This window comes from Pseudochrobactrum asaccharolyticum, from assembly GCF_003314995.1.
Classification (GTDB): domain Bacteria; phylum Pseudomonadota; class Alphaproteobacteria; order Rhizobiales; family Rhizobiaceae; genus Pseudochrobactrum; species Pseudochrobactrum asaccharolyticum.
This window is the reverse complement of sequence record NZ_QNRH01000004.1, coordinates 125412-148099: the sequence shown is the minus strand read 5'-3', so window position 1 is coordinate 148099 and position 22688 is coordinate 125412. Positions and strand designations below refer to the sequence as shown.

Annotated in this window: 20 protein-coding genes and 1 pseudogene; 10 read left to right on the top strand and 11 right to left on the bottom strand. The window is 49.0% G+C overall.

Annotated features, from left to right (window positions below):
• Window positions 1-7: 7 nt before the first annotated feature.
• Window positions 8-979, bottom strand: coding sequence for a small ribosomal subunit Rsm22 family protein (locus tag DFR47_RS11865; protein WP_113944639.1), 972 nt, complete (start codon window positions 977-979; stop codon window positions 8-10).
• A 166-nt stretch (window positions 980-1145) separates the two neighbouring features.
• On the bottom strand, window positions 1146-2363 hold the full coding sequence (locus tag DFR47_RS11860) for a DUF2333 family protein (protein WP_113944638.1): 1218 nt from the start codon (window positions 2361-2363) through the stop codon (window positions 1146-1148).
• 698 nt (window positions 2364-3061) lie between these two features.
• On the opposite strand from DFR47_RS11860, the gene DFR47_RS11850 reads away from it, so the two are divergent.
• The 3 genes from DFR47_RS11850 to choV all read left to right on the top strand — a co-directional run bounded on the left by DFR47_RS11850 (window position 3062) and on the right by choV (window position 5946).
• Window positions 3062-3943: a choline ABC transporter substrate-binding protein gene (locus tag DFR47_RS11850; RefSeq protein WP_245416557.1), complete on the top strand. Its 882-nt coding sequence runs from the start codon at window positions 3062-3064 to the stop codon at window positions 3941-3943.
• 126 nt (window positions 3944-4069) lie between these two features.
• Window positions 4070-4906 (top strand): choline ABC transporter permease subunit, encoded by an 837-nt coding sequence (choW, locus tag DFR47_RS11845; RefSeq protein ID WP_113944636.1) that lies wholly within the window; start codon window positions 4070-4072, stop codon window positions 4904-4906.
• A gap of 2 nt (window positions 4907-4908) precedes the next feature.
• On the top strand, window positions 4909-5946 hold the full coding sequence (gene choV / locus DFR47_RS11840) for a choline ABC transporter ATP-binding protein (RefSeq protein ID WP_113944635.1): 1038 nt from the start codon (window positions 4909-4911) through the stop codon (window positions 5944-5946).
• A gap of 120 nt (window positions 5947-6066) precedes the next feature.
• On the opposite strand, the gene DFR47_RS11835 is transcribed toward choV, so the two are convergent.
• The 5 genes from DFR47_RS11835 to DFR47_RS11815 all read right to left on the bottom strand — a co-directional run bounded on the left by DFR47_RS11835 (window position 6067) and on the right by DFR47_RS11815 (window position 11357).
• A complete protein-coding gene (locus DFR47_RS11835; protein WP_113944634.1) occupies window positions 6067-6909 on the bottom strand; it encodes a dipeptide ABC transporter ATP-binding protein in 843 nt (280 codons plus the stop codon).
• Entirely contained in the window at window positions 6906-7760 is an 855-nt protein-coding gene (locus DFR47_RS11830; RefSeq protein WP_113944633.1) for an ABC transporter ATP-binding protein, read from the bottom strand. Before DFR47_RS11830 ends, DFR47_RS11835 begins: the two co-directional genes overlap by 4 nt.
• Before the next feature lie 2 nt (window positions 7761-7762).
• A complete protein-coding gene (locus DFR47_RS11825) occupies window positions 7763-8671 on the bottom strand; it encodes an ABC transporter permease subunit (protein ID WP_113944632.1) in 909 nt (302 codons plus the stop codon).
• Between the two features lie 8 nt (window positions 8672-8679).
• Window positions 8680-9687 carry an ABC transporter permease subunit gene (locus DFR47_RS11820; protein ID WP_113944631.1) on the bottom strand — a complete coding sequence of 336 codons (1008 nt, stop codon included), beginning with the start codon at window positions 9685-9687 and terminating at the stop codon, window positions 8680-8682.
• Window positions 9688-9749: 62 nt separating this feature from the next.
• Window positions 9750-11357, bottom strand: coding sequence for an ABC transporter substrate-binding protein (locus tag DFR47_RS11815; protein ID WP_113944630.1), 1608 nt, complete (start codon window positions 11355-11357; stop codon window positions 9750-9752).
• A gap of 342 nt (window positions 11358-11699) precedes the next feature.
• Between DFR47_RS11815 and DFR47_RS11810 the strand changes: the two genes are divergently transcribed.
• The 3 genes from DFR47_RS11810 to DFR47_RS11800 all read left to right on the top strand — a co-directional run bounded on the left by DFR47_RS11810 (window position 11700) and on the right by DFR47_RS11800 (window position 13860).
• Window positions 11700-12197 carry a HugZ family pyridoxamine 5'-phosphate oxidase gene (locus tag DFR47_RS11810; protein ID WP_113944629.1) on the top strand — a complete coding sequence of 166 codons (498 nt, stop codon included), beginning with the start codon at window positions 11700-11702 and terminating at the stop codon, window positions 12195-12197.
• 490 nt (window positions 12198-12687) lie between these two features.
• Window positions 12688-13023 (top strand): ArsR/SmtB family transcription factor, encoded by a 336-nt coding sequence (locus tag DFR47_RS11805; RefSeq protein WP_113944628.1) that lies wholly within the window; start codon window positions 12688-12690, stop codon window positions 13021-13023.
• A 9-nt stretch (window positions 13024-13032) separates the two neighbouring features.
• Window positions 13033-13860: a TrmH family RNA methyltransferase gene (locus DFR47_RS11800; RefSeq protein WP_113944627.1), complete on the top strand. Its 828-nt coding sequence runs from the start codon at window positions 13033-13035 to the stop codon at window positions 13858-13860.
• Window positions 13861-14585: 725 nt separating this feature from the next.
• Here DFR47_RS11800 and mnmA read toward each other — a convergent pair.
• A complete protein-coding gene (gene mnmA / locus DFR47_RS11795) occupies window positions 14586-15797 on the bottom strand; it encodes a tRNA 2-thiouridine(34) synthase MnmA (protein WP_210207309.1) in 1212 nt (403 codons plus the stop codon).
• 309 nt (window positions 15798-16106) lie between these two features.
• On the opposite strand from mnmA, the gene sciP reads away from it, so the two are divergent.
• Window positions 16107-16382: a CtrA inhibitor SciP gene (gene sciP / locus DFR47_RS11790; protein WP_075655983.1), complete on the top strand. Its 276-nt coding sequence runs from the start codon at window positions 16107-16109 to the stop codon at window positions 16380-16382.
• Window positions 16383-16784: 402 nt separating this feature from the next.
• Here the strand turns inward: sciP and DFR47_RS11785 are convergent, their stop codons facing one another.
• Window positions 16785-17171 (bottom strand): flagellar export protein FliJ, encoded by a 387-nt coding sequence (locus DFR47_RS11785; RefSeq protein ID WP_113944986.1) that lies wholly within the window; start codon window positions 17169-17171, stop codon window positions 16785-16787.
• 447 nt (window positions 17172-17618) lie between these two features.
• On the opposite strand from DFR47_RS11785, the gene ctrA reads away from it, so the two are divergent.
• On the top strand, window positions 17619-18320 hold the full coding sequence (ctrA, locus tag DFR47_RS11780; RefSeq protein ID WP_113944626.1) for a response regulator transcription factor CtrA: 702 nt from the start codon (window positions 17619-17621) through the stop codon (window positions 18318-18320).
• A 218-nt stretch (window positions 18321-18538) separates the two neighbouring features.
• Here the strand turns inward: ctrA and chpT are convergent.
• Window positions 18539-19165, bottom strand: a pseudogene (gene chpT, locus DFR47_RS11775) (histidine phosphotransferase ChpT); the annotation flags it as partial.
• 509 nt (window positions 19166-19674) lie between these two features.
• Between chpT and DFR47_RS11770 the strand changes: the two are divergent.
• Both DFR47_RS11770 and DFR47_RS11765 read left to right on the top strand, forming a co-directional pair.
• A complete protein-coding gene (locus DFR47_RS11770; protein WP_113944624.1) occupies window positions 19675-20259 on the top strand; it encodes a DUF1134 domain-containing protein in 585 nt (194 codons plus the stop codon).
• Between the two features lie 160 nt (window positions 20260-20419).
• The gene (locus tag DFR47_RS11765; RefSeq protein WP_113944623.1) at window positions 20420-21346 is read left to right on the top strand and encodes a coiled-coil domain-containing protein; all 927 of its coding nucleotides are present in this window, start codon (window positions 20420-20422) and stop codon (window positions 21344-21346) included.
• A gap of 84 nt (window positions 21347-21430) precedes the next feature.
• Here the strand turns inward: DFR47_RS11765 and DFR47_RS11760 are convergent, their stop codons facing one another.
• On the bottom strand, window positions 21431-22516 hold the full coding sequence (locus tag DFR47_RS11760) for a siderophore-interacting protein (RefSeq protein ID WP_113944622.1): 1086 nt from the start codon (window positions 22514-22516) through the stop codon (window positions 21431-21433).
• Between the last annotated feature and the right edge of the window lie 172 nt (window positions 22517-22688).

Sequence of the window (22688 nt, the reverse complement as noted above, 5' to 3'; positions counted from 1 at the left end):
TCAGATTTTATTCAATACCGATCAGATCACCCCAATCGGCTCGTCGCGCCTGCGCAAACAGGGCTTTATCACGTTTAGTAATCAGCGCCTCGGCAACCGTACCATCCGTGTGGCAAAGTTTGACCGTAACTTTGCCACCACCGATTTTCGGCTGCATCAATACGCGCTGTCCGCCGAGTGCCACAGGCTGACGGGACACGGCCAGATAACTGAACTTCTCGTCCTCCCAAGGCACATCCGCCTCTTTGGTCATCCGGTGAATTTTGGTTCGCGCAACACGCCGTGAAAAATGACACCAATCCGGTGCCTGCACAGCACAAGACTGACTATGTGTACATGGTGCTACAATATATGCGCCCAAAGCCTGTAATTGTGCGCGGGCATCAAGAATACGCTGCCAGCCAGCCGGTGTGCCGGGCTCGACAATCACAAACACGCCTTCTGTGAGATTCCACAATTGCGCGATCAACTGTTGTCGCGCTGCCTCGCTCAGCTCATCCAGCACATAGGCCAGTGTCACCAGATCTGAAGCTTGTGCATTTTTCAAACCTGTTGTCACATCAGCAGCGACCCATTGCACATCCGCAACCGGTGCATGGGCGGAAAGCTTCTCTCCCACTGCACGGATCGCATTGCTGCCCTCCAGCAAACAGGATTGCTCAATCTCCGGCCAGACGTCAGAAGCAGCCCAAAGTGCCGTTCCAGGTCCTGCACCAATATCCAGATGGCTACGCGGAGAAAACTCGCCACATAAATGCGCTGTTTCCTGCAAAGCAGAGGTGACAGCGGCAAAAGTCGCAGGTAAGCGTGCCGCCAGATAAGCATATGCTGCCAGTTCGTCAGATAAGTGCCACTTGCCGTCACGGGTTTCTGCGCGATAACGACGGCTCAGCACCGCCGAAGCCTTCTGCAAATCAGCCAGCGCAACGCCTTGTAATTGCGCATCAACGACCTGTCTCAATGCAGCCGGTAATTCCATAGTCTCATCCTGATAAAAAACTCTGCCACGCCTGGAGCATTTCCAGCAAAACCGTTGCACGATTTTGCTCCGGACAATGCGACAAACAAAAAAATAGAGCGGTTCCTATTTCATGGAACCGCTCTATCATGCGGCAGAGTGATTTAAAACATAGCTGCCCTGATAATCAGCGCTCCAGAACCTGACGGATATCCACCAGATTGGAACGCACGCGCAGGATGTGGAAACCCATCGTTGTCAGATGCGAAGGCGTAAACCATGCATCCTGCCGCCCGTTGGAAACGATTACCGGCTGCATGTCCAATGCGGAGCGCAATTGCTGCTCCATTGTATCCCACAGACCATCCAGATGTTTTTCGGCCAGAACAGCTTTAAAATCCGAATGCGTTGCACGGATCAAACCATAATAAGCATAGAGCTGACCATAGGCGAACCAGAAACGATCATCCGCACGGGTATCAAACCAACCCGCATGATAATTGTCTGAGCGGTCCTTCAGGATTGCCGAGGTTGAACCAAGATCACTGGCGATACGATCGACATATTGAATAAGATTGTCCGCACGAGCATCAAATGTCGCTTCGCAATTCTCGAGACGCGTATTGAACGAGCGTAGTTCTTTGATTGCCGAGCGATAATAGCTTGGCGTCGGTGTTTTCGGACCAAACGGGCTCAGGCCGAAATACCATGTATCTTCACGGAACTGCACATTACCGCGGGCTTTCTGCAGATCACCGTCGATCTGCGAAGTGCCACGCAGACGGCCAAGAGAGTCAACCAGTTCAATCGTCGTCCGGCGAACAGCCGAATGCACACCGCGCTGGAACGAGGCTTTGTTATCCAGAAACGGCGTTCTATCCCAATCCAGCCCGAAGAAACCCATTTTATAGAACAGCATGGAGGAGATCCACGCATTCTGATTGACGTTAAAATCGGTCAGCTCAGCGGTCACCTCTGCCAAAGCAGACGGCGCGCAAACTCGTGGTTTTTGTGATTGCAAAAATGCACTCTGCGGTGCCGGTTGCGGCTCAGGAGTATCCGGACTTGCCGGAACATTCTCTGCATTATCTTTTGGTGTCTCCGCAGGCGTGGCCGTTGGTTCAACCAGTTCTTTTGCCGGTTCCGGTGCAGGTGTTGGCGCAGCAATTTTGGCAGGATCAACTGCCTCACCCGGCGTAACAGCATTCTGATAAGCGTATTTAGCTGGATAGTCCGGATCAAAATTTGTCCAGATCTGTGTCTGTAGCATGAAATAGCCGTAGAGCCCTGCCCAGCCGATAACGACGACCGCAATAATGGTTTTCCACAAGACGCTTCGGCCGCGATAAACGCGCCAAAGTGCCCCGAGCGGCACAGCGATCAGGCGCAGCAATGCTGCAATCATACGCCCTATAAAAGCAAAGATATTTCCGATGATCCTCACGGCCTTGTCCTTTATTTCAGCTCATATCCGGCATGCTGATCAGCCTGAAACCGGACAAAACATTTTTCCCGTAAACCCTTGCATAGTTTCACAGAAATACGCAACAGCACCGGATTTTTAAAATCCTGAATGCCGCAGATCCGGCAATGCACTTCAAACTCTGCAACTGTCTCACAGACAGCGCAGATATTGCGGCACAATCCTTACCGTCAATTTAGTTATTCTTATCGGGATATAAAACGGCGCATCCGGCATTCAATGGTGATTCTGAATTTAATTTTCAGCTTTAGCCTTGAAATTACTGCATATTATTTTTAGCCTGCCTCATTCCGACTTTAATTGTCGTGTTTGCGGATTCTAGAGGAACAAAACAGCTTGAAGACTCCGGACTTTGATGCTTGTTTAACTTTGAGGGGCCGGAACATGTCGCACAAAACTGTGCTGCGGTTTTCTGTCAAACTGCATAAATACAAACAACAGAGCAGTTTCGGGGAAGCGGAAATGCTCTGTGATAAATAAATATAATCCGGTCAATGGAGAGATTCATGCATTTCCAGTCAGCAAAACAGCTGTACCCAACCAAATTGTCGATGACGAAAACCCGGGCTGCAGCTCTGGCGTTGAGCTGCGCCGCCTTTTTCGCCGGCAGTTCCGGTACAATGGCTGCGGAACCTGAAGCCTGCTCAACCATCCGTTTTTCTGATGTCGGCTGGACAGATATTACCTCGACCACTGCCGTCACAACAGAAATTCTCAAAGCACTCGGCTATAAAACTGATATCAAAATTCTGTCTGTGCCGGTGACCTATGCATCACTGAGCAAGAAAGATATTGATGTGTTCCTCGGCTTCTGGAACCCGTCAATGGCTGCGGATTTGCAGCCTTATCTTGATGATAAAACTGTTATTACCCTGCGCACCAATCTGACCGGCGCAAAATACACATTGGCAGTCCCTGCATTTGCCTATGATGAGGGGCTCAAAAACTTCTCTGATATCGCCAAGTTCAAAGACAAGCTCGGCAATAAAATCTATGGCATTGAACCGGGCAATGACGGCAACCGTCTGATTCTCGACATGATTTCCAAAGGTGCCTTTGACCTCAAAGGTTTTGATCTCGCGGAATCCTCAGAACAGGGCATGCTGGCACAAGTCGCCAAGGATATTAAAGCTAAGAAGCCTGTGGTCTTCTTAGGCTGGGAACCGCATCCGATGAACTCGCGCTTTGATATGCGCTATCTCGAAGGCGGCGATGAGTTCTTTGGTCCGAACCTCGGCGGTGCAAAAGTCGAAACCAATGTCTGGAACGGCTACACCGAGCAATGCCCGAATGTCGGAAAATTCCTGACCAATCTTGAGTTCACCCTTGAAATGGAAAACCAGATCATGGGTCAAATTCTTGATGATGGTGAAGATCCGGCAAAAGCAGCAACTGCATGGGTCAAGGCCAATCCGGATGCGCTCAGCCCGTGGCTGAAAGACGTCACCACACTGGATGGTAAGGACGGACTGGCAACTGTGAAAGCAGCTTTCGGCCTTTAAATATTACCGATAAAAGCAGCTGCTCTGAACTTCAGAGTAGCTGCTTCAGATTGACAGCAGTATTTTCGATTATTTTTCAACCGGATATGCTCCGGACTATACTGACAGGAAACGGGGGCCTGACTTTTGGACTGGCTGACTTCACAAAAAATTCCCGTCGGGCGCACGGCAAAAAATGCTGTCACCTGGTTAACTGAAAATCTGAGCTGGCTGTTCGACGGTATTGCCGCCGTTATGCAGACTTTGATTGACGGCTTGCTGGCCGTATTGAAATTTCCGCATCCCTTTATATTGATTGCGATTTTTGCAGCCATCGCATGGGGTTTGCAGCGTAAAATCTCGACTGTTGTCCTGACTATTCTGGGCTTTTTGTTTATTCTCAATCAGGGCTACTGGGATCAGACACTGGAAACCCTGACACTGGTTCTCTCAGCCTGTTTTATCTGCATGGCGCTCGGCGTACCGCTTGGTATTGCCTCCGCGCACCGGCCAAAACTCTATGCAGTACTGCGCCCGATCCTCGATCTGATGCAGACTTTGCCAACCTTTGTCTATCTCATTCCGGCGATTGTATTTTTCGGCATTGGTATGGTACCGGGGCTGCTGGCCACAGCAATTTTTGTCCTGCCCGCCCCTGTGCGCCTGACCCATCTCGGTATTTCTTCAACACCATCGCATTTGAAAGAAGCCGGTGAGGCATTCGGTGCATCCCGTCGCCAATTGCTCTGGAAAATTGAACTGCCTTACGCCATGCCGCAAATTCTGGCAGGTCTCACACAGACCATTATGCTGTCTTTGTCGATGGTCGTGATTGCTGCGCTCGTTGGCGCCAATGGTCTTGGCGTGCCGGTCGTACGCGCATTGAACTCCGTGAATACCGCACTGGGCTTTGAAGCCGGATTAGTCATTGTTGTTGTCGCTATTATTCTCGACCGCATCTTCCGTCCGGGCAGGGAAAAATAATCATGGCTTCAATCAGTCTTCAAAATATCAGTATTGTTTTCGGCAATAAGACGGATCGTGCGCTTGATCTTGCTGATCAGGGCTTTAGTCGGACAGAAATTCAGGAAGAAACCGGACATATCCTTGGTGTTCATAATTGTTCACTGGATATCCGTGAGGGCGAATTACTCGTTCTGATGGGCTTGTCCGGTTCCGGAAAATCCACATTATTGCGCGCCATCAACCGCCTCACCCCGATCAGCCGCGGTTGTGTCACTGTTTATCACGATAATCAGGCGTTTAATGTCACGGATACCGGTACAAAAGAATTGCGCTATCTGCGTACCCATCTGATCTCGATGGTGTTCCAGCAATTCGGCCTGCTGCCTTGGCGCACAGTCGCAGATAATGTCGGCTTCGGTTTGGAAATTGCAGGACTTAAAAAGCAGGAACGTGCAGAAGCAGTCGCACATCAGCTTGAATTGGTAGGCCTACAGGACTGGGCAACACGCAAAGTCGGGGAATTGTCCGGCGGCATGCAGCAGCGTGTCGGTCTTGCCCGCGCTTTTGCTACCGGCGCTCCGATCCTGTTGATGGATGAGCCATTCTCCGCGCTTGATCCTCTGATCCGCGCACGTTTGCAGGATGAATTATTACATTTGCAAGATCATCTGAAAAAGACCATCGTCTTTGTCAGCCATGATCTGGATGAAGCAATGAAACTCGGCAACCGCATCGCCATCATGGAAGGCGGTCGTATCATTCAGTGTGGCAACGGGCAGGATATTCTCAGCAAACCGGCCAATGATTATGTCGCGGACTTCGTCGCCAATATGAACCCGCTCAGTGTCTTGTTGGCTGCCGACATCATGTCAGCACTTGACCGTAGTGCACCGCCGCGTCCTTTCGCAGCAACGGCCAAGCCGGATACCCCTATTCAGGATATTATGCAGGCGATGGTGCGCAATAATGGCGATGTTGGTGTGGTGCATAATGGCGCAATTGTCGGCAAAATCTCTGCGGATGATGTGGTGCGCAGCCTGACCCGCCATCAGAAATGAAGTCTAAATCTTAATATAAAAACGCCGCGCTGAGCAATCAGCGCGGCGTTTTCATTATCTAATCTGCTTTATTAAAGCGCATCTTATCCGAAAACCGTTTCACACTTTTCGGGATGCGCACTAAGCAGCAGAGCGTTTTTTCGCACGTTCTGCAACACGCTGACGGATACTTTCAACATCCGAGCGCGGTGTGGCCGCAAACAGCTTCTTGGTATAGTCGTGACGCGGATTATTGAACACATCATCACGTGTGCCGTATTCAACCACTTCACCGTAATACATCACCATCACTTCGTCAGCGATATAGCGCACCACTGACAGGTCATGGCTGATGAAGACATAGGTCAGGTCAAACTCTTCCTGCAAATCGGCAAGAAGGTTCAGCACCTGCGCCTGTACGGACAGATCGAGCGCCGACACCGGCTCATCGAGAACCAGCAGACGCGGGCTGAGCATCAAAGCGCGGGCAATCGCAATACGCTGACGCTGACCACCGGAGAACATATGCGGATAGCGATTGAAATGCTCACGGCCAAGACCGACCTTGAGCAGCATCTGCATCGCTTTTTCCTGACGCTCTTTTGCGGACAGATTGGTGTTCAGCAAAAGCGGTTCTGCCAGCACATCACCGATCTTCTGGCGCGGATTAAGCGAACCATAAGGGTTCTGAAACACGATCTGCACACGCTGGCGCATTTCGCGGGTCAGGCCATCAGTCGCAATATTCACCGGATGCCCGTCAATCAGCAATTCACCGGATGTCTGCGGATCAATCAAAGTCAAGATGCGGGCAAGTGTTGACTTACCGCAACCACTTTCACCGACAATCGCCAATGTCTTGCCCTTCTCTACTGAGAAGCTGACATTCTTCACCGCATGAACGGTTTTTGCCTTGGAGAACAATCCGCCGCCGCTGTGATAATCCCGCACGATGTTACGGGCTTCAAGAACGATCTCACTCATAGGGCTGCTCCTGACGATGCGGCATTTTGCAGGACAAAATCAGAAACCGTTGGCAAACGGTCACCGGTCGCATTTTCCGGTAAGGCTGAAAGCAGAGCTTTCGTATAAGGATTTTGCGGGTTCTCGAACAAGGAGAGCACATCCGCATCTTCCATTTTATGGCCTTTATACTGCACAATCACACGGTCTGCGGTTTCTGCCACAACACCCATGTCATGCGTAATCATGATCAGCCCCATGCCATGCTCTTCCTGCAACCGCATCAGCAGATCCAGAATCTGCTTCTGAATGGTCACATCAAGTGCTGTTGTCGGCTCATCTGCGATCAGCAACTTCGGATTGCAGGCAATCGCGATGGCAATCATAACGCGCTGACACTGACCACCGGACATCTGATGTGGATAGCTGCCAAGGCGATCCCCAGCATCACGGATACCAACCAGTTCCAGCAATTCAATGGCGCGGGCACGGCGCTGCGCCTTGCCCATTCCGAGATGAAAGCGCAGAACTTCTTCAAGCTGAAAGCCAACGGTAAAGCACGGATTGAGACTGGCAATCGGCTCCTGAAAAATCATCGAGATTTCACGACCGATAATTGCACGGCGTTCTTTATCGCTCATTTTGAGCAGATCACGTCCGTCAAATTCCATCTTGTCAGCAGTAACAGTTGCCGTTTTAGGCAACAGCCCCATCACTGCCAGCATACCGACAGATTTACCGGAACCGGATTCACCGACAATCGCCAGCACTTCACCGGCATCGACAGAAATATCGATGCCATCCACCGCTTTAAACGCACCTGTCGATGTATCAAAAGCTACTGTCAGGTTTTTAATTTCCAAAAGAGCCATCGTCAGCTCCTCTTCAGTTTTGGATCAAGCGCATCGCGCATACCGTCACCAACCAGATTAATGGCCAGAACAGTGATCAGAATGGCAAGCCCCGGAAAGGTCACAACCCACCATGCACGGGTGATGAACTCACGCGCTTCGGCAAGCATTGTGCCCCATTCCGGTGTCGGCGGCTGTGCACCCATACCAAGGAAGCCAAGAGCCGCGGCATCAAGGATCGCATTGGAGAAGGACAAAGTGCCCTGCACGATCAGCGGCGCCATGCAATTTGGCAAGATGGTCTTGAACATCAGACGCAGACGGCTGGCACCGGCCAGACGGGCTGCAACCACATATTCACGGTTCTTTTCTGCCATAACTGCTGCACGGGTCAGGCGTGCAAAATGCGGCTGCAAAACCAGAGCAATCGCAATCATCGCATTCATCAGACCAGGTCCGAGAATGGCCACCAGAACCAGCGCCAGAATAAGCGACGGGAAAGACAGGATGATATCCATCACGCGCATAATGATTGTATCAACCACGCCACCGAAGAAACCGGCGATGAGACCGACAGTCACACCGGAAACCAGCGATAGCACAACAACAACCAGACCGATAAACAGCGAATATTGTGACCCGTAGATCAATCGGGAGAGCACATCACGGCCAACCGCATCAGTACCGAGCAGATAGGCAGCCTTACCGCCCTCCTGCCATACCGGCGGAGTCAGCAACGCATCGCGATATTGCTGCGTCGGGTCATGCGGCGCCAGCAAAGGGGCAAAAACAGCCACCAGCACCAGCGTTACAAAAACAAACAGTCCGATAACCGCGCCGCGGTTAACACTGAAGTAAAACCAGAAATCTGCAAGCTGACGTCGGAACGACACATCAACCGGCTTTTCCAGTGGTACAGTAGAATTACTCATTGGAAACCTCACTTATGCCGGATGCGTGGGTTGATTAAGCCGTAGAGCAAATCAACAGCCAGATTAACAACCATCACAAGAATCGCGATCAGGAGCAAACCGCCCTGAACAGACGGATAGTCACGACGGAAAATACTGTCGATCATCCATTTGCCGATCCCCGGCCAGGAGAAAATAGTTTCAGTCAGGATCGCACCGCCCAGCAATACGCCTACCTGCAAACCGATTGTGGTAATAACCGGAATGAGTGCATTACGCAGGGCATGCATACCGATAACACGGCGCTGGCCAAGACCTTTAGCACGTGCTGTGCGAACGTAATCCTCGCCCAGTACTTCCAGCATCGCGGAACGGGTCTGTCGGGCAATGACCGCCATCGGAATAGTTGCCAGTACCACTGTCGGCAAAATCAGATGTGAAACAGCTGATGCGAAAGCACCTTTTTGTCCGGACAGAAGACTGTCAATCAACATAAAACCTGTGACCGGCGGGAAGAAATACATCAGCGAAATACGCCCCGATACCGGTGTCCACTGCAGAATACCCGAAAACAGGATGATAAGCAGCAGGCCCCACCAGAAAATCGGCATCGAATAACCGACCAGTGCCACACCCATGGATGTCTGATCGAACCACGAGCCGCGCTTAACAGCGGCAAATACACCAGCAGGAATACCAATAAGAACAGCCAGAATAATAGCACAAAATGCTAATTCGACTGTTGCAGGGAAAAGTGTAAGGAATTCTGCGATAACCGGTTTTTTGGTAACCATGGACATACCAAAGTCACCATGAAGCAGGTTCCAGATGTAATCCAGATACTGCTGCCACAGCGGTTGATCAAAACCGAACTGTTTCATCAGTTCCGCATGCCGCTCCGGAGAAACGCCGCGTTCCCCTGCCATCAACAGAACCGGATCACCCGGCAAAACGCGCACAAAACCGAAAGCCAGAATAGTGATACCGAAAAATGTCGGTATCAAATAGGCAATTTTGCTTAAAATGAATCGTATCATGAATATAGCAAGACCGGGCGCTGAATTTTCTCATCCAGCGCCCGGTCATTCTCCTTTAGCGGTTACTCGGAAATATCAACACCGTCGAAACGGTAATCGCCGAGAGGGCTCATTTTGAAGCCTGTAACCTTAGCTGACATAGGGACATAAACCGTCGAGTGAGCCAGTGTATTCCAAGGAGCCTGTTCCTTGAAGATAACCTGAGCCTGTTCATACAGCTTCACGCGTTCTGCCTGATCGGAAGTAATTTTTGCCTTCTGGATCAGATCTTCAAACGGCTGATAGCAGAACTGTGCACGGTTGTTACCACCAACACCTGCGCAACCAAGCAATACGCCGAGGAAGTTATCCGGATCACCATTATCACCGGTCCAGCCGAGAATAACTGCACCATCGCGGTCTTTTTCGCCCGATTTCTTGAGATATTCACCCCATTCCATCGATACGATTTCAGCTTTTACGCCAACTTTTTCAAAGTCAGCCTGCATCAGTTCAGCAGTACGGCGCGCATTCGGCATATATGGACGGCTGACAGGCATCGCCCAGAGCTTCATGTTCAGATCTTTTACACCGGCAGCTTCCAGAGCCTTTTTAGCGGCTTCCGGATCATACTTGTCGTCTTCAATCGCGTTATTATAGCCCCACATTGTCGGCGGGATCGGGTTCTTCGCTACCTGACCGGAGCCCTGGAACACAGCATCAATAATTGCCTGCTTGTTAACAGCCTGATTGAGCGCCTTACGCACTTCCGGCTTATCAAAAGGCGCAACAAGGGTGTTATAGGCAAAATAAGCGATATTCAGACCAGCTTGCTCATCAACTTTCAGGTTTTTATCTTCCTGAAGGCCTTTAATGTCAGCAGGTGCCGGATAGGACATCAGATGACATTCACCTGCTTTGAGCTTCTGCGCACGCACAGAAGCGTCAGTGGTGATCGCAAAGACCAGATCATCGATCTTCTGCTTTTCACCCCAGAAATCCGGGTTGGCTTTATAACGGATAACCGCATCTTTCTGATAAGCAACGAAAGTAAACGGACCGGTGCCCACAGGGAACTGGTTCAGGTTTTCTTTCTTGCCGTCAGCTGCCAGCTTATCCATATATTCTTTCGACATGATCGAAACGAATGGCATCGCAATATTAGCGAGGAACGGTGCTTCAGGACGGGTCAGCACGAATTTAACAGTATGATCGTCAACTTTGACGATGTCCTTGATCAGCGTGATCATTTCCATGCTGTTAAAATATTCATAGGAAATACCGGCAGTATATTCATACCAAGGATTGTCCTTGTTACGCTGACGGTCGAATGAATAGATAACGTCATCCGCATTCAGTTCGCGGCTAGGTGTAAAATAATCCGTAGTCTGGAACTTTACGCCCTTGCGCAGATGGAATGTATATTCCAGTCCGTCTTCAGAGACTTCCCACTTTTCAGCAAGACCTGGCTCAACAACGGTCGTGCCGTTCTGGAATTCCACCAGACGGTTATAGACCGTGTGCGCTGCGGCATCAAAAGTATCACCGCCGGTATAAGGTGCCGGATCAAAACCCTCCGGTGATGCCGGCGAGCAATAGACAAATGTCTTGGCAGATGCCGCGCCTGAGTAACCGGCCATCATGGCAGCAGTCAGCGCAGTCGCAGCAAGAAGTTTAGTGTGAAATTTCATTATAGGCCTCCACCCGATAACAAGCTGCGCCCCTAACGTCGCAGTCTGAACGGTAAAGAAGCATTGAGTACGGTAAAAAGGCAAGTTTATTTTACGTCTAGGTCAACGCCTTGAAATTTAAATCCCTTCTAAACGATTAGCAGCAAATAACATATATTTGATATTTAAAAGAAATTTCGCAAATTGAACCGTTTCAAAATCATGAGCATAACGGTATGATTTTATGTATAAAATGCCCCGCAGAAGCATTTTGCATGATGCAAGACCAGAATCGCATAAGCGTACTCTGCGTTACGCAAGTCATTGACAGACCACAATAAGATGGAGATCTGAGGCAGGATTATGAGTGAAAAGAAAGATGTTATTCAACAGACTACCGATGAAGCACGTGCTCTCGCTTTGCGGCTGCTGACCGATGCAACTTACGGATCGCTTGCCGTACTCGATCCTGCCACTGGTCGTCCGAGCGTCACCCGTGTCGCTATTACCACAGATACGGACAATACACCGCTGCTTCTGGCCTCCGGTCTCGCCACGCATACACCAGCTCTTGATGCCAATCCGGTCTGTTCGCTTTTGCTCGGAGAACCGGCGGATAAAGGTGACCCGCTCGTGCATCCGCGTATAACACTCGCCTGCGTGGCGGAGAAATTCACACGGCAACATGAAGGCTATCAGCGCCTGCGAGATTTATTTTTGCAAAAGCGTCCTAAAGTTAAACTGTACATTGATCTCGGCGACTTTGTGATTTTCCGGCTCAACATCGAAAGCGCCGGTCTGAACGGCGGTTTTGGCAAAGCGTTCCATCTAAAGCCTGAAGATATTCTGCAATCTCATTAATTGCTCATATCCAAACAGTTTGAAATCCTTAGAGCGGTTCCAGTTAACATTGAATCGTTGGAACCGCTCTATAATTTTGTTTGTACGCATTATCTTTACGCAAAACTGCTGCGCACTTTTACTGGAAATGCTTTGAACAGCTCGAACAACCGGCAATTCACAAAAATGTGTTTTATTTAGAAACATACTTTCCTGACGCGTCGTGCTTTCCAAAAGCAGCTGTTCCGGCTCATCTGCAAGAATTGTTTATAATACAAATTTAGTCACATTTTAAATGAAAACACCCTTTTTATCGTTTTCGAAAATGCACCCCGTTCAAAATATGAAGTGTTTTTCAGGCCACAGCACCAGCATGAATAAGAGTAATTATTCTGAGACTTTTAAAATAATTCTTGCAAATATTAATTCTATTGGTAGTTGTAATAGTGCGCTGATATTTTTCTTATAAGCGTATCATCAAAATTGCTGTCATACGGGGGTAGGACTGCACATGAAACATGACAATATATACGCAAATCTTGTTGATAATGCAGATCAGGCCGCAGATTTTTTGTCGGCACTGGCAAACAACAAAAGATTGTTGATCCTTTGTAAGTTACTGCACAATGAAATGTCTGTCGGAAGTCTTGCGAAAGCAATTGACCTGAGCCAGTCAGCATTGTCTCAGCATCTTGCCAAGTTGCGTGCACTTAATCTTGTTTCAACAAGACGCGATGCGCAGACAATCTATTATGTTGTTTCATCACCGCATATTGAACTGGTATTATCAACGCTAGGCGGTCTTTATCTGGAACGCAGCGAAAGAAGACGCGAAGCATTCGCTTAATCTTTATAGATGAATAATCAGACTGTGAATAATTCCGTCATATTTATCAATGACCTAGCAGATAAGCGCCTCGGCGCTTATCTCAATATTAAAGAGAGAGATCTGACAGGGCGTCAGTCTCGTTTTATCGCGGAAGGCAAAGTTGTTTTGCGCGTTCTGCTGCAATCCGCACAATTTGAAGCGGAGTCCCTGCTTATAACTGAGAATAAATTAGCCGGCCTTCAGGATATTCTGTCAATTTGTCCTACACATGTACCTGTCTATGTGGTTTCCGCTGAGAATATGGATCAGATCGCCGGATTTCATGTACATCGTGGTGTTCTTGCCGTTGGTATTCGTAAAACTCCGAATGATATCAATACATTAATTAATCACATGCCGAAAAATGGCCTGATGCTCATTCTGTGCGGCATATCCAATCATGATAATATCGGCTCGATTTTCCGTAATGCAGCGGCTTTTGAAGCAGCCTGCGTTTTACTTGATGAAACCTGCTGTGATCCGCTTTACCGTAAAGCAATCCGCGTTTCTGTCGGCGCAACTCTGCAGGTTCCTTATGCACATTCCTGCCAGATTGATGATATTGTGAAGACTGTGGCTGAGGCGGGAATTAACCTCATCGCCCTCTCGCCGCAAAGCACGCAATCTCTCTATGATCTGCCTGTGGAAGGCCGTACAGCGCTGTTATTGGGCACAGAGGGCGAAGGACTGCCAAACCACTTGCTCTCCTCGCTGCAAACGGCACGCATTCCGATGTCACGCCGGTTCGACAGTCTGAATGTTGCAACAGCTTCCGGTATTGCACTGTCTTGCCTGAGCCGCTCCAGCTTTCTCTGACTTTTTAAACTGACTAAATTAACAGTCTTAACAGCAAGATCTGCAACCTCAATATTCGCTATCATTTCAGCCAATATTGACATCGCAACGGAAGATAAAAAAGTAAAAACTACGTCTTAAAATTTCGATCAAACAATCATAGGTTGCATTGAATTGATCGAATATAAAAGTTTCAGCTTTTGTAAATATATGAATTTCAATGTTCTTTTTTCACAAAAATCGACCCCTCAATTTTATTGATGAGATATATAAATTTTGAGAATAACAGCCTCAGCTTCCGGTGTTATAATTGACGGGCATCAGGCTCCTCAAAATCACACACTCGGATCAGAGACAGTGCGAGCGTCCCCACCGGAACAAGATACGCTCAAATTTTCACAGATTAACTGCCCGCCTGCCGCTTAATCCGTCACAAAATAATCAATTGCATGAAAAGGAAACGCCGCAATACGTCCATTTCTTATGGTGCTTAGCTTAATCGGAAAAGGTGACGTATGGCGAGAACACAGCTAGCTATAAGCTGGACATGGCTAGCTTAGAGCAGGATTGGTTTAATTAACCCACGTGGATCAGCGACAGTCAAAAGAAACCAGAGCAAGCGCAGTGGCCACAATTAAACGTGACGCACTCCAGTGACAGCCCTTGCTCAGAATGCTCAAAACAAAACAGCAATCAATCCGGAGATTGATTGCTGTTTTAAGTGTTTCAGATTGTGCAGAGCTTTATCAGGCAGCAGAAATAGACTTGGAGGCCGTTTCTGAACCGGTGCCGGTCAGTTCGCGCAGCATTTTTTCAGCTTCTGGTGCGCGTTCCGAGCGAGCAATGAAACCACCACCGAAGACACGGGCAGTATTGCTGTCATCAGAATAGAGCACGCAGGCCTGTCCTGGCGCGATACCGCTTTCACCGTCAATCAGCTCAACCCAAGTCTGACCATCAGCGTGATGCAGCACAGCAGGCTTTGGCGGACGTGTCGAACGCACTTTGGCAAAAACTTCAACGCCTTCAGCAGGCAAATCTTCCAGAGAACCGTCACCCAGCCAGTTCACATCACGCAGGAAAACTTTATGGGTTTCAAGCGCTTCGCGCGGACCAACGATAACGCGCGCATGTGCAGCATCGAGATGCACCACATAAAGCGGCTCACCGGTAGCAATACCAATGCCGCGACGCTGACCGACAGTATAATGAACAATACCGTCATGATCACCCAGAACACGACCATCAATATGGACGATATGGCCACGTGTCGCCGCTTCCGGCTTCAAACGGGAGATAATATCGGAATATTTACCCTGCGGCACAAAGCAAATGTCCTGACTGTCCTGCTTTTTGGCAACTGTCAGACCCATTTCCTCGGCCATTTCACGAACCTGCGCCTTTGGCAGATTGCCCAGCGGGAAACGCAGATAATCGATCTGCTCCTGCGTGGTGGCAAAAAGGAAGTAGCTCTGATCGCGATCGGCATCTACAGGGCGGAATAAAGCTCTGTGGTCGCCGTTTGCACCGCTGCGGATATAGTGACCGGTTGCAAGTGCTGCCGCGCCCAGATCACGCGCTGTGGCCAGCAGATCAGCAAATTTTACTGTCTGGTTACAGGCTACACATGGAATTGGTGTTTCGCCGCTTACATAGCTGTTGGCAAAAGGATTAATCACGGCTTCGCGGAAGCGCGCTTCATAATCCAAAACATAATGCGGGATGCCAAGGCTTTCAGAAACACGGCGCGCATCTTCAATGTCCTGCCCTGCACAGCAGGAACCGGCACGATGCACAGCAGCGCCATGATCATAAAGCTGGAGGGTTACACCAACAACATCATAGCCTTCACGTTTGAGAATACCGGCAACGACCGAAGAATCAACGCCTCCCGACATTGCAACAACAATGCGTGTATCTTCCGGCTTTCCCGGCAAATCGAGGCTGTTCAGTTTCATGATTAGATCCATATCCGGGGTCAAAGCCCGATATCTTGCTTCAAATTCTCTCCTTATATAGGCCATTGTGACCCGCCTTGCCAAGATGCCGCAGCTTAAACACATTTTTTTTAATATTTTTTTTGGCCTGAAAAGACGCGAAAAAGGCTTAAAACGACCAAAATATGGCGTTTTCAAGCTTCTTCTACTTAATGATTAATAAAAATTATTATTTATTACCAGAGCCTTACCGAGTGCTTAGCTCTTTTTTAAAGCTGTGACGCTATCGTGAAGCGTGATTAGGTCCTTGAGTGTTGTGTAGAGAGTACAATGACCGATCTGGTAAGACCACGAGTAAAGTACGTCATCGGTCCGGATGGAAGTCCGCTCACCGTTGCAGACCTCCCGCCGTCAAATACACGGCGCTGGGTTATCCGCCGCAAGGCTGAAGTTGTTGCTGCTGTACGCGGCGGCCTCCTCAGCCTTGAGGAAGCCTGTCAGCGTTATACGCTGACAGTCGAAGAGTTTCTGTCTTGGCAGTTGTCCATCGACGAGCATGGTCTCGCCGGTTTGCGGACAACCCGCATTCAACAATACAGACACTAATTTCATCTTCGTCGTTAAGGACGCAGATGAAAACAAAATAAGGATATGCCGCAAGCGGCGCATTCTACAGATCAAGCCGGAGAGTTCTGCTCTCCGGCTTTCTTTGTTTTCAGGGGCTTATACCGCCCCCTCGCCTTCACCAACATCCTGATCCAGAAACAAAAAAATGCATAATTCCTTAGACCATGGGGTTTAAGGAATTATGCATTGATAGGGCTGCAGTCACGCTCCAATAGTATCAGAGCGGCTCAGCGAAGCCGAACTGGTTAGATTTTGGTTATGATGAGACGAAAATGGTGAATTTTGAGAACCGGAGCGGAATGTACTATTGGTACACGAGCACCGGAAGCGCAAAAAGTCGCCATTTGCAGGCCATCAGAGCCGAAATCCAGACCGAAATATTTAGCCGATCATGACGCGACGATCATAGACAGGAGCCTCTTCAATCTCTTTGAGCTTGCCGTCACGAGTTTCGAGGGCTTCGGCGCGAGCGAGATTGGCTTCGGCTTCCAGAAGGTCAGCTTCAGCTGCATCTTTCTGGGACATCAGATCGCGGATCGAATCAAAAAGATTATCGCGACGCTGGCGCGCTGCTTTGGCAAAGGTCGGATAAGCAAAATGCGTTGTATCCGTAATACCTGCTTTGCGCTCTTCTGACTGGATTTGCGCATCAAGCTCACCGGCCATCCGCTCAAACTCACCCATCATCAGATCAAGCTGACCAATTTGCCGGCGCTTTTCTTTAACCTGAAACAGTTTCAGCCGGACAAGACTTTCACGTGGCTTCATACGCATTACTCCTTGAACACCAACTCCACAGGCAGTTTTTGACGGCATTCCGCCTGCGACCACCCTGTCACGCAAAGAAATCACTTAATTTCGAAACAAAAAATTAAGATTTCGGGCTTTTGGTAACCATTCCTTTACGTACTGCGTTAATCATAGCGGTTAGGACTTAAGGCTAAGTAAATTCGCTGTGTTTTTTCAGCAACATTGAAAAAATGAATCTGCTGAATCACTTATAACGATTTCTTAAACTAATTTATTAAGAAATTTTTTGAGTGATTATACTGCAAATTCAAATAGTTAAGTGAAAATGCTACAAGACTCATATTTACTATTGCCAATGAGAATCATATTTTGTTAACCATTCGGTGGCAGACTTGGTTCAAAGCGAGTGCTGTTAGGCAGTTAACTGCTGGATCAGGTTAAGCGGCGGAAAAAAGGGATTCTGAGATGCGCGTTCTTTTGATTGAAGACGATAGTGCAATTGCACAAAGCATCGAGTTGATGCTCAAGTCAGAGAGCTTCAATGTTTACACGACAGATCTGGGCGAAGAAGGCATCGATCTGGGTAAGCTCTACGATTATGATATTATCCTGCTCGATCTCAACTTGCCGGATATGTCAGGTTATGAAGTGCTCCGCACACTGCGCCTTTCCAAGGTAAAGACCCCTATTCTCATCCTGTCCGGTATGGCTGGCATTGAAGATAAGGTTCGGGGCCTCGGCTTCGGCGCTGACGACTATATGACAAAACCTTTCCATAAAGATGAACTGATTGCACGTATTCATGCGATCGTTCGTCGTTCGAAAGGCCATGCACAGTCTGTTATTACAACCGGCGATCTGATCGTTAATCTGGATGCCAAGACTGTTGAAGTCGGCGGCCAGCGCGTTCACCTTACCGGCAAAGAATACCAGATGCTGGAACTGCTCTCCTTGCGTAAGGGCACAACCCTGACCAAGGAAATGTTCCTTAATCACCTTTATGGTGGCATGGACGAACCGGAACTGAAAATCATCGACGTTTTCATCTGCAAACTGCGCAAAAAACTCGATGCTGTTTCCGGCAGCCAGAACTATATCGAAACAGTCTGGGGTCGTGGCTATGTGCTGCGCGATCAGGATGGTATCGAACATCGCGAAATCGCATAATCTTTTATGCATCAGCGATAGCCAAAAGCCCCGCCTCAGCGGGGTTTTTTATTGCCTGAACACAGGCACAAAAAAAAACCGCGCAGTTTTTACACTGCGCGGCTTTATCAATATTCTATGTTTAATCAATCGTCTGCGAGCGTACCGGCATCAGCGGCAACTGCTCCATCGTCACTTTCAGGAACATCGCCCTGGAAAGCCGGTTCAACTTCGGCCTTCTGCGCGCGGAAGATAATTTCCTCTTCGCTTACATCAATCACGATTTCCATACCGGCCTCTTCAGCCAGCAGCAGCGTGTAATAAGGCTGCACGGCATGGGCATCAATCGCTTCTTCCGGCACGATACCTTCATGCAGTTCTTTAAATTTTGGCGGGACCCGCAGCATACGGCCACGGGTTTTGATGCTGATTTTTGGATCTGTTTCCATGTCCTCCATCACCACATCCAGATTACCGCCACGCGGAATGGATGAAATGCCGATCAGGATCAGGTTCAGCAGCAATTTAACCTGATTTTTCGGCAGGAAAGCACGTGTACCGATCCAGGTAAATTCAGGTTTTTCATTCGCCATATAGGCGGTAGCAACATTTTGCGCATCACCGGTATCAATCTGCACACCGGCAGAACCGGCAGCGCCAAAAGCGATACGGGCAAATTGTAAACGGGCAGATGCATTGCGCGCGCTGGCAGCAATCAGCGCCATCGCATCTTCATCCGCACCGCCCTCTTCCAGCAGTTCCAGACCATTATTAATCGCGCCAACCGGTGAAATAATGTCATGGCAAATGCGGCTGCACAGCAATGCACCCAAATCAACCGCAGAAAGAACAACAGGCAAGGCCATTGATTGCATCTCCAAATTTCATATCTGCCCGCAGGCAGGCTCAACTCAAACATTCCGGTTCAGTTTACGGGCAAAGATTTGTCACATCGTTAAACGAATCACCGGAACACAAACTGCTAAAAGGATATTAGTGTATCCCTGTGCCGCAATTATGCGCGAAGAGGCTTAATGATTACCAAATAACGCGACAAAAACAATTTTAATGCTTTTTCATTAAGTCATTGAAAGGACAATTTTTCATATAAACAATTCGACAAGGTTTTTGACGCACAATGAGCGTCATAGCCGTGCAGAAAACAACAAAAATCGTTTTCGCACATGAAGCATCCCGGAATGAAAAGCGGATGCACACCGGACAGAGCCATCATCAGAATTGCTCATCCGGACAGGGATTTAAGCATATGCGCAACAATTCGCGCATGTTTAAGGAGCAGGATTAGTCATTTCCGTCAGGAGTGTTGATTGTCCGTGTCAGACAGAATGAGCCAAGCAGCCAGAAGGAATTTTTAATGGCTACCTTAAACTTGTCCTCTTTCCGCATGCGTCTTGCATCGGCCATAATAGGATTCATGGCTCTGATCAGCGTTTTGCCGCAACAGGCCAAAGCTGCTGAAGGCTTCAGCATGGAGGAAATTGTTGCCTCCGGTCATCGTTTTTTTGGCTCGACTTCGGGCGGCGTTGCTTCCGCAATTGAGAAGGTATTCCAGAGTTACGGCCTGCCAAACGGCTATATTCTGGGTGAAGAAGGTTCCGGCGCCTTTGTCGGCGGCCTGACTTATGGTGAAGGCACGCTCTATACAAAAAACGCTGGTGATCACAAAACATTCTGGCAAGGCCCGTCCCTCGGCTGGGACTTTGGCGGTCAGGGTTCGCGTGTCATGATGCTGGTTTACAATCTGGATGATGTGAACATGCTCTATGGCCGCTATGCCGGTGTTTCCGGTTCGGCCTATATTATTGCCGGCGCGGGCTTTAACGTGCTGAAACGCGGGAATATTCTGCTGGTACCGGTTCGTACCGGTGTAGGTGGCCGCCTCGGCGTTAATATCGGCTATCTCAAGCTGACACCATCCGCCACATGGAACCCGTTCTAAGCTTTTAGAACAGCCATATTTGTACCTGTGCCAATCAACTATGAATTTTGGCACAGGCTCTGACGAAAGCGCCCTGTGCCTGATTTGGCATATAAAGGCCGTTCTAAAAAATTTTAGTGCATTCAAATGATCCTCTGAAAGCACCGGAGATCGGCAGATCGTGATACAATCCGTACTGGTTTTTCTGCTGGGCTTTTTATGCGCAGCCTTTCTGATATTGCTGGCTGCGCCGCTGTTCTGGCGGCGTGCGCATTATCTGTGGCAAAAGCAGATGGCAGCACAATTACCGATGTCCCTCACTGCCATTGAAGCAGACCGGGATATGTTACGCGCGGCTCATGCTGTAAGCCTGCGTAAAGCTGAAATGCAAACTGCAGAGGTCCGCGAAAAACATACGCAAGCTCTGCTAAAAATCAGCACAGATCGCAATGAGTTGGAAAAAATTAAGCCTTTGCAGCAAGAGCTGGAAGTCTTAAAAATACAGCTGCAGGACGACAAACAGCAATTAAAAGCACTGCAAAACAATTTGAAACAGCTTCACGCCAAACAGGAAGCTGCAATAACAGAGAATAACCGGTTACAGCGCCAGAGTGAGGCGCTGAACCAGCTCTCTGAAACTTTGCGTCAGGAAACAACGCAAAAAGACACTGAGGCAGATCGCCTGCGCCGCGAGGCAAATGATCTGCGTCAGGACAAAAAACAACTCAACAGCATTAATTCAGAACTGGCTTCTCAGGTGACCGCATTGAAAACATCTCTAGAGAGTGAGAAACACCGTAATCAGGCGCTTGAAGAAAAACTGCACAGACTGATTACCGAGCTTTCTGATGTACAGGAAAAGCTGGATCACCAGAGCAAAATTGCCGGCACGAACAGCCGTGGCTTGAGCGATCAGGATTATAAGCTGCGTGAAAGCATCAGCGAACTTGCAGCCGAAATGGTCATTAAAACAGCGGCGCAGGAAGGCGAAGCATCACCTATTCCTGCTCTTCTGCAAGAAAAAGCTGAACCATCTGCGCCGTCCCCTTCCGGTAAAAAGAGAAAATCCAAAAGTCTGGCCAAACGGATCAAAGATAAATCCGTTTGATAGGTCTACGGCAGTGCAATACTTCATCGCACTGCCGTCTGTATTAATTTCAGTAATGGTCAGATTATTGTTTCGTGAAGGCTGTTAATCGCGCCCTGCAACGCCACGGCGCCAATAGGCAACGGCCATATGATCATCACGGCTTAGCCCGCATTCTTTGCGCCAAAAGGCACGAATAGCCTTAAAAGCATCAAACTCGCAGCCTGCCCATGCAAAGATACGCTGGCCATCAATCGGCATCGGTGCCGCGTCCTGCACCGCATCTATCAACAGCGAGGTCGTTCCGGCTTCAGCACCATTGCGATGCAGCCATTCCAGATCCAGCATGGCCGCTGTTTCCAGCACTTGCTCTTCATCCTCATCTGCCACTTCAATACGAACTGTCGCCATCGCTGTAGCCGGTAACCGCTCCAGAATGCGGGAAATTGCCGGTAATGCTGTCTCATCGCCAATCAGTATATAGACATCCGCCTCACCGGCATCGCCGCCACCGGGGCCGGTCATGCCAATAATATCACCGATCTGCGCCTGCATCGCCCATTCCGTACCGGGAGCCGTGTCCGTGCTCGGATGCACGACCATATCAATATCAAGCCAATTCTCTTCCACATTGATCGTGCGGATCGTGTAAACGCGATTGGTCAGCTTCTGCTCGCCATCCGGCCAGACAGGTCGTCCGTCTGCGCCCAAATGCGGCCATTGCGGTTTTAACGGCGGCTTTGGCGGCAAGACCAGACGCACATGCAAACCACCGGTTGCATAGCGTGCCAGATCATCGCCACGCAGGCGTATACGGCGCATATGCGGCGTTACATTCTGCACACCAATCACTGTCATCTCCCGGAAAAACGGCGGCAGACTGCCCTCACCGGCACCATCACCTTCCCAGCGGAAATTCAACGCCTCTCCGGCTGCATGGTGGATAATGCCTTCAGCGACAGCGAATTTCAGATAAGACAGATCGCTCTCATTCTTGGCCTCTGTCACAACAGCCAGATGCCCTTGCTCTAGCGTCAGTTTTGCAATGCCCATCTGCAAGGCAATCGTGGCCTTATTGTCATCGCGTTCCACCGGATAATGCTCAGCGTAACCGGACCACAGGTTTTCAAATATTTTTTCAGGCTGCGCTGAGGAAATTTCCGTCTGCGCAATAAAGACAGGCTTATTCATAATCTCTCCTGTTGCTTCTGTCTGATCAGAAACCAATCAGTTTTCGTCAGCTAACATCCAATAATATGAATTTTCAACTCATCTTTGTATTTTCAATCCTTCCACCTGTTTTTCACTGCCTCTTTGAAAAAGCAAAAAGGCCGGATGTTTCCATCCGGCCTCATTATTTATT

Excerpts from the sequence above, each read along its gene's own strand:
- DFR47_RS11835 (WP_113944634.1), bottom strand. The coding sequence starts at position 6,909 with ATGAGTGAGATCGTTCTTGAAGCCCGTAACATCGTGCGGGATTATCAC.
- DFR47_RS11805 (WP_113944628.1), top strand. The coding sequence starts at position 12,688 with ATGAAACATGACAATATATACGCAAATCTTGTTGATAATGCAGATCAG.
- DFR47_RS11785 (WP_113944986.1), bottom strand. The coding sequence starts at position 17,171 with ATGAAGCCACGTGAAAGTCTTGTCCGGCTGAAACTGTTTCAGGTTAAA.
- ctrA (WP_113944626.1), top strand. The coding sequence starts at position 17,619 with ATGCGCGTTCTTTTGATTGAAGACGATAGTGCAATTGCACAAAGCATC.
- DFR47_RS11830 (WP_113944633.1), bottom strand. The coding sequence starts at position 7,760 with ATGGCTCTTTTGGAAATTAAAAACCTGACAGTAGCTTTTGATACATCG.
- DFR47_RS11770 (WP_113944624.1), top strand. The coding sequence starts at position 19,675 with ATGGCTACCTTAAACTTGTCCTCTTTCCGCATGCGTCTTGCATCGGCC.
- DFR47_RS11865 (WP_113944639.1), bottom strand. The coding sequence starts at position 979 with ATGGAATTACCGGCTGCATTGAGACAGGTCGTTGATGCGCAATTACAA.
- DFR47_RS11815 (WP_113944630.1), bottom strand. The coding sequence starts at position 11,357 with ATGAAATTTCACACTAAACTTCTTGCTGCGACTGCGCTGACTGCTGCC.
- DFR47_RS11860 (WP_113944638.1), bottom strand. The coding sequence starts at position 2,363 with ATGATTGCAGCATTGCTGCGCCTGATCGCTGTGCCGCTCGGGGCACTT.
- mnmA (WP_210207309.1), bottom strand. The coding sequence starts at position 15,797 with ATGAAACTGAACAGCCTCGATTTGCCGGGAAAGCCGGAAGATACACGC.
- sciP (WP_075655983.1), top strand. The coding sequence starts at position 16,107 with ATGACCGATCTGGTAAGACCACGAGTAAAGTACGTCATCGGTCCGGAT.
- DFR47_RS11800 (WP_113944627.1), top strand. The coding sequence starts at position 13,033 with ATGAATAATCAGACTGTGAATAATTCCGTCATATTTATCAATGACCTA.
- DFR47_RS11820 (WP_113944631.1), bottom strand. The coding sequence starts at position 9,687 with ATGATACGATTCATTTTAAGCAAAATTGCCTATTTGATACCGACATTT.
- DFR47_RS11825 (WP_113944632.1), bottom strand. The coding sequence starts at position 8,671 with ATGAGTAATTCTACTGTACCACTGGAAAAGCCGGTTGATGTGTCGTTC.
- DFR47_RS11810 (WP_113944629.1), top strand. The coding sequence starts at position 11,700 with ATGAGTGAAAAGAAAGATGTTATTCAACAGACTACCGATGAAGCACGT.
- DFR47_RS11850 (WP_245416557.1), top strand. The coding sequence starts at position 3,062 with ATGGCTGCGGAACCTGAAGCCTGCTCAACCATCCGTTTTTCTGATGTC.
- DFR47_RS11760 (WP_113944622.1), bottom strand. The coding sequence starts at position 22,516 with ATGAATAAGCCTGTCTTTATTGCGCAGACGGAAATTTCCTCAGCGCAG.
- choV (WP_113944635.1), top strand. The coding sequence starts at position 4,909 with ATGGCTTCAATCAGTCTTCAAAATATCAGTATTGTTTTCGGCAATAAG.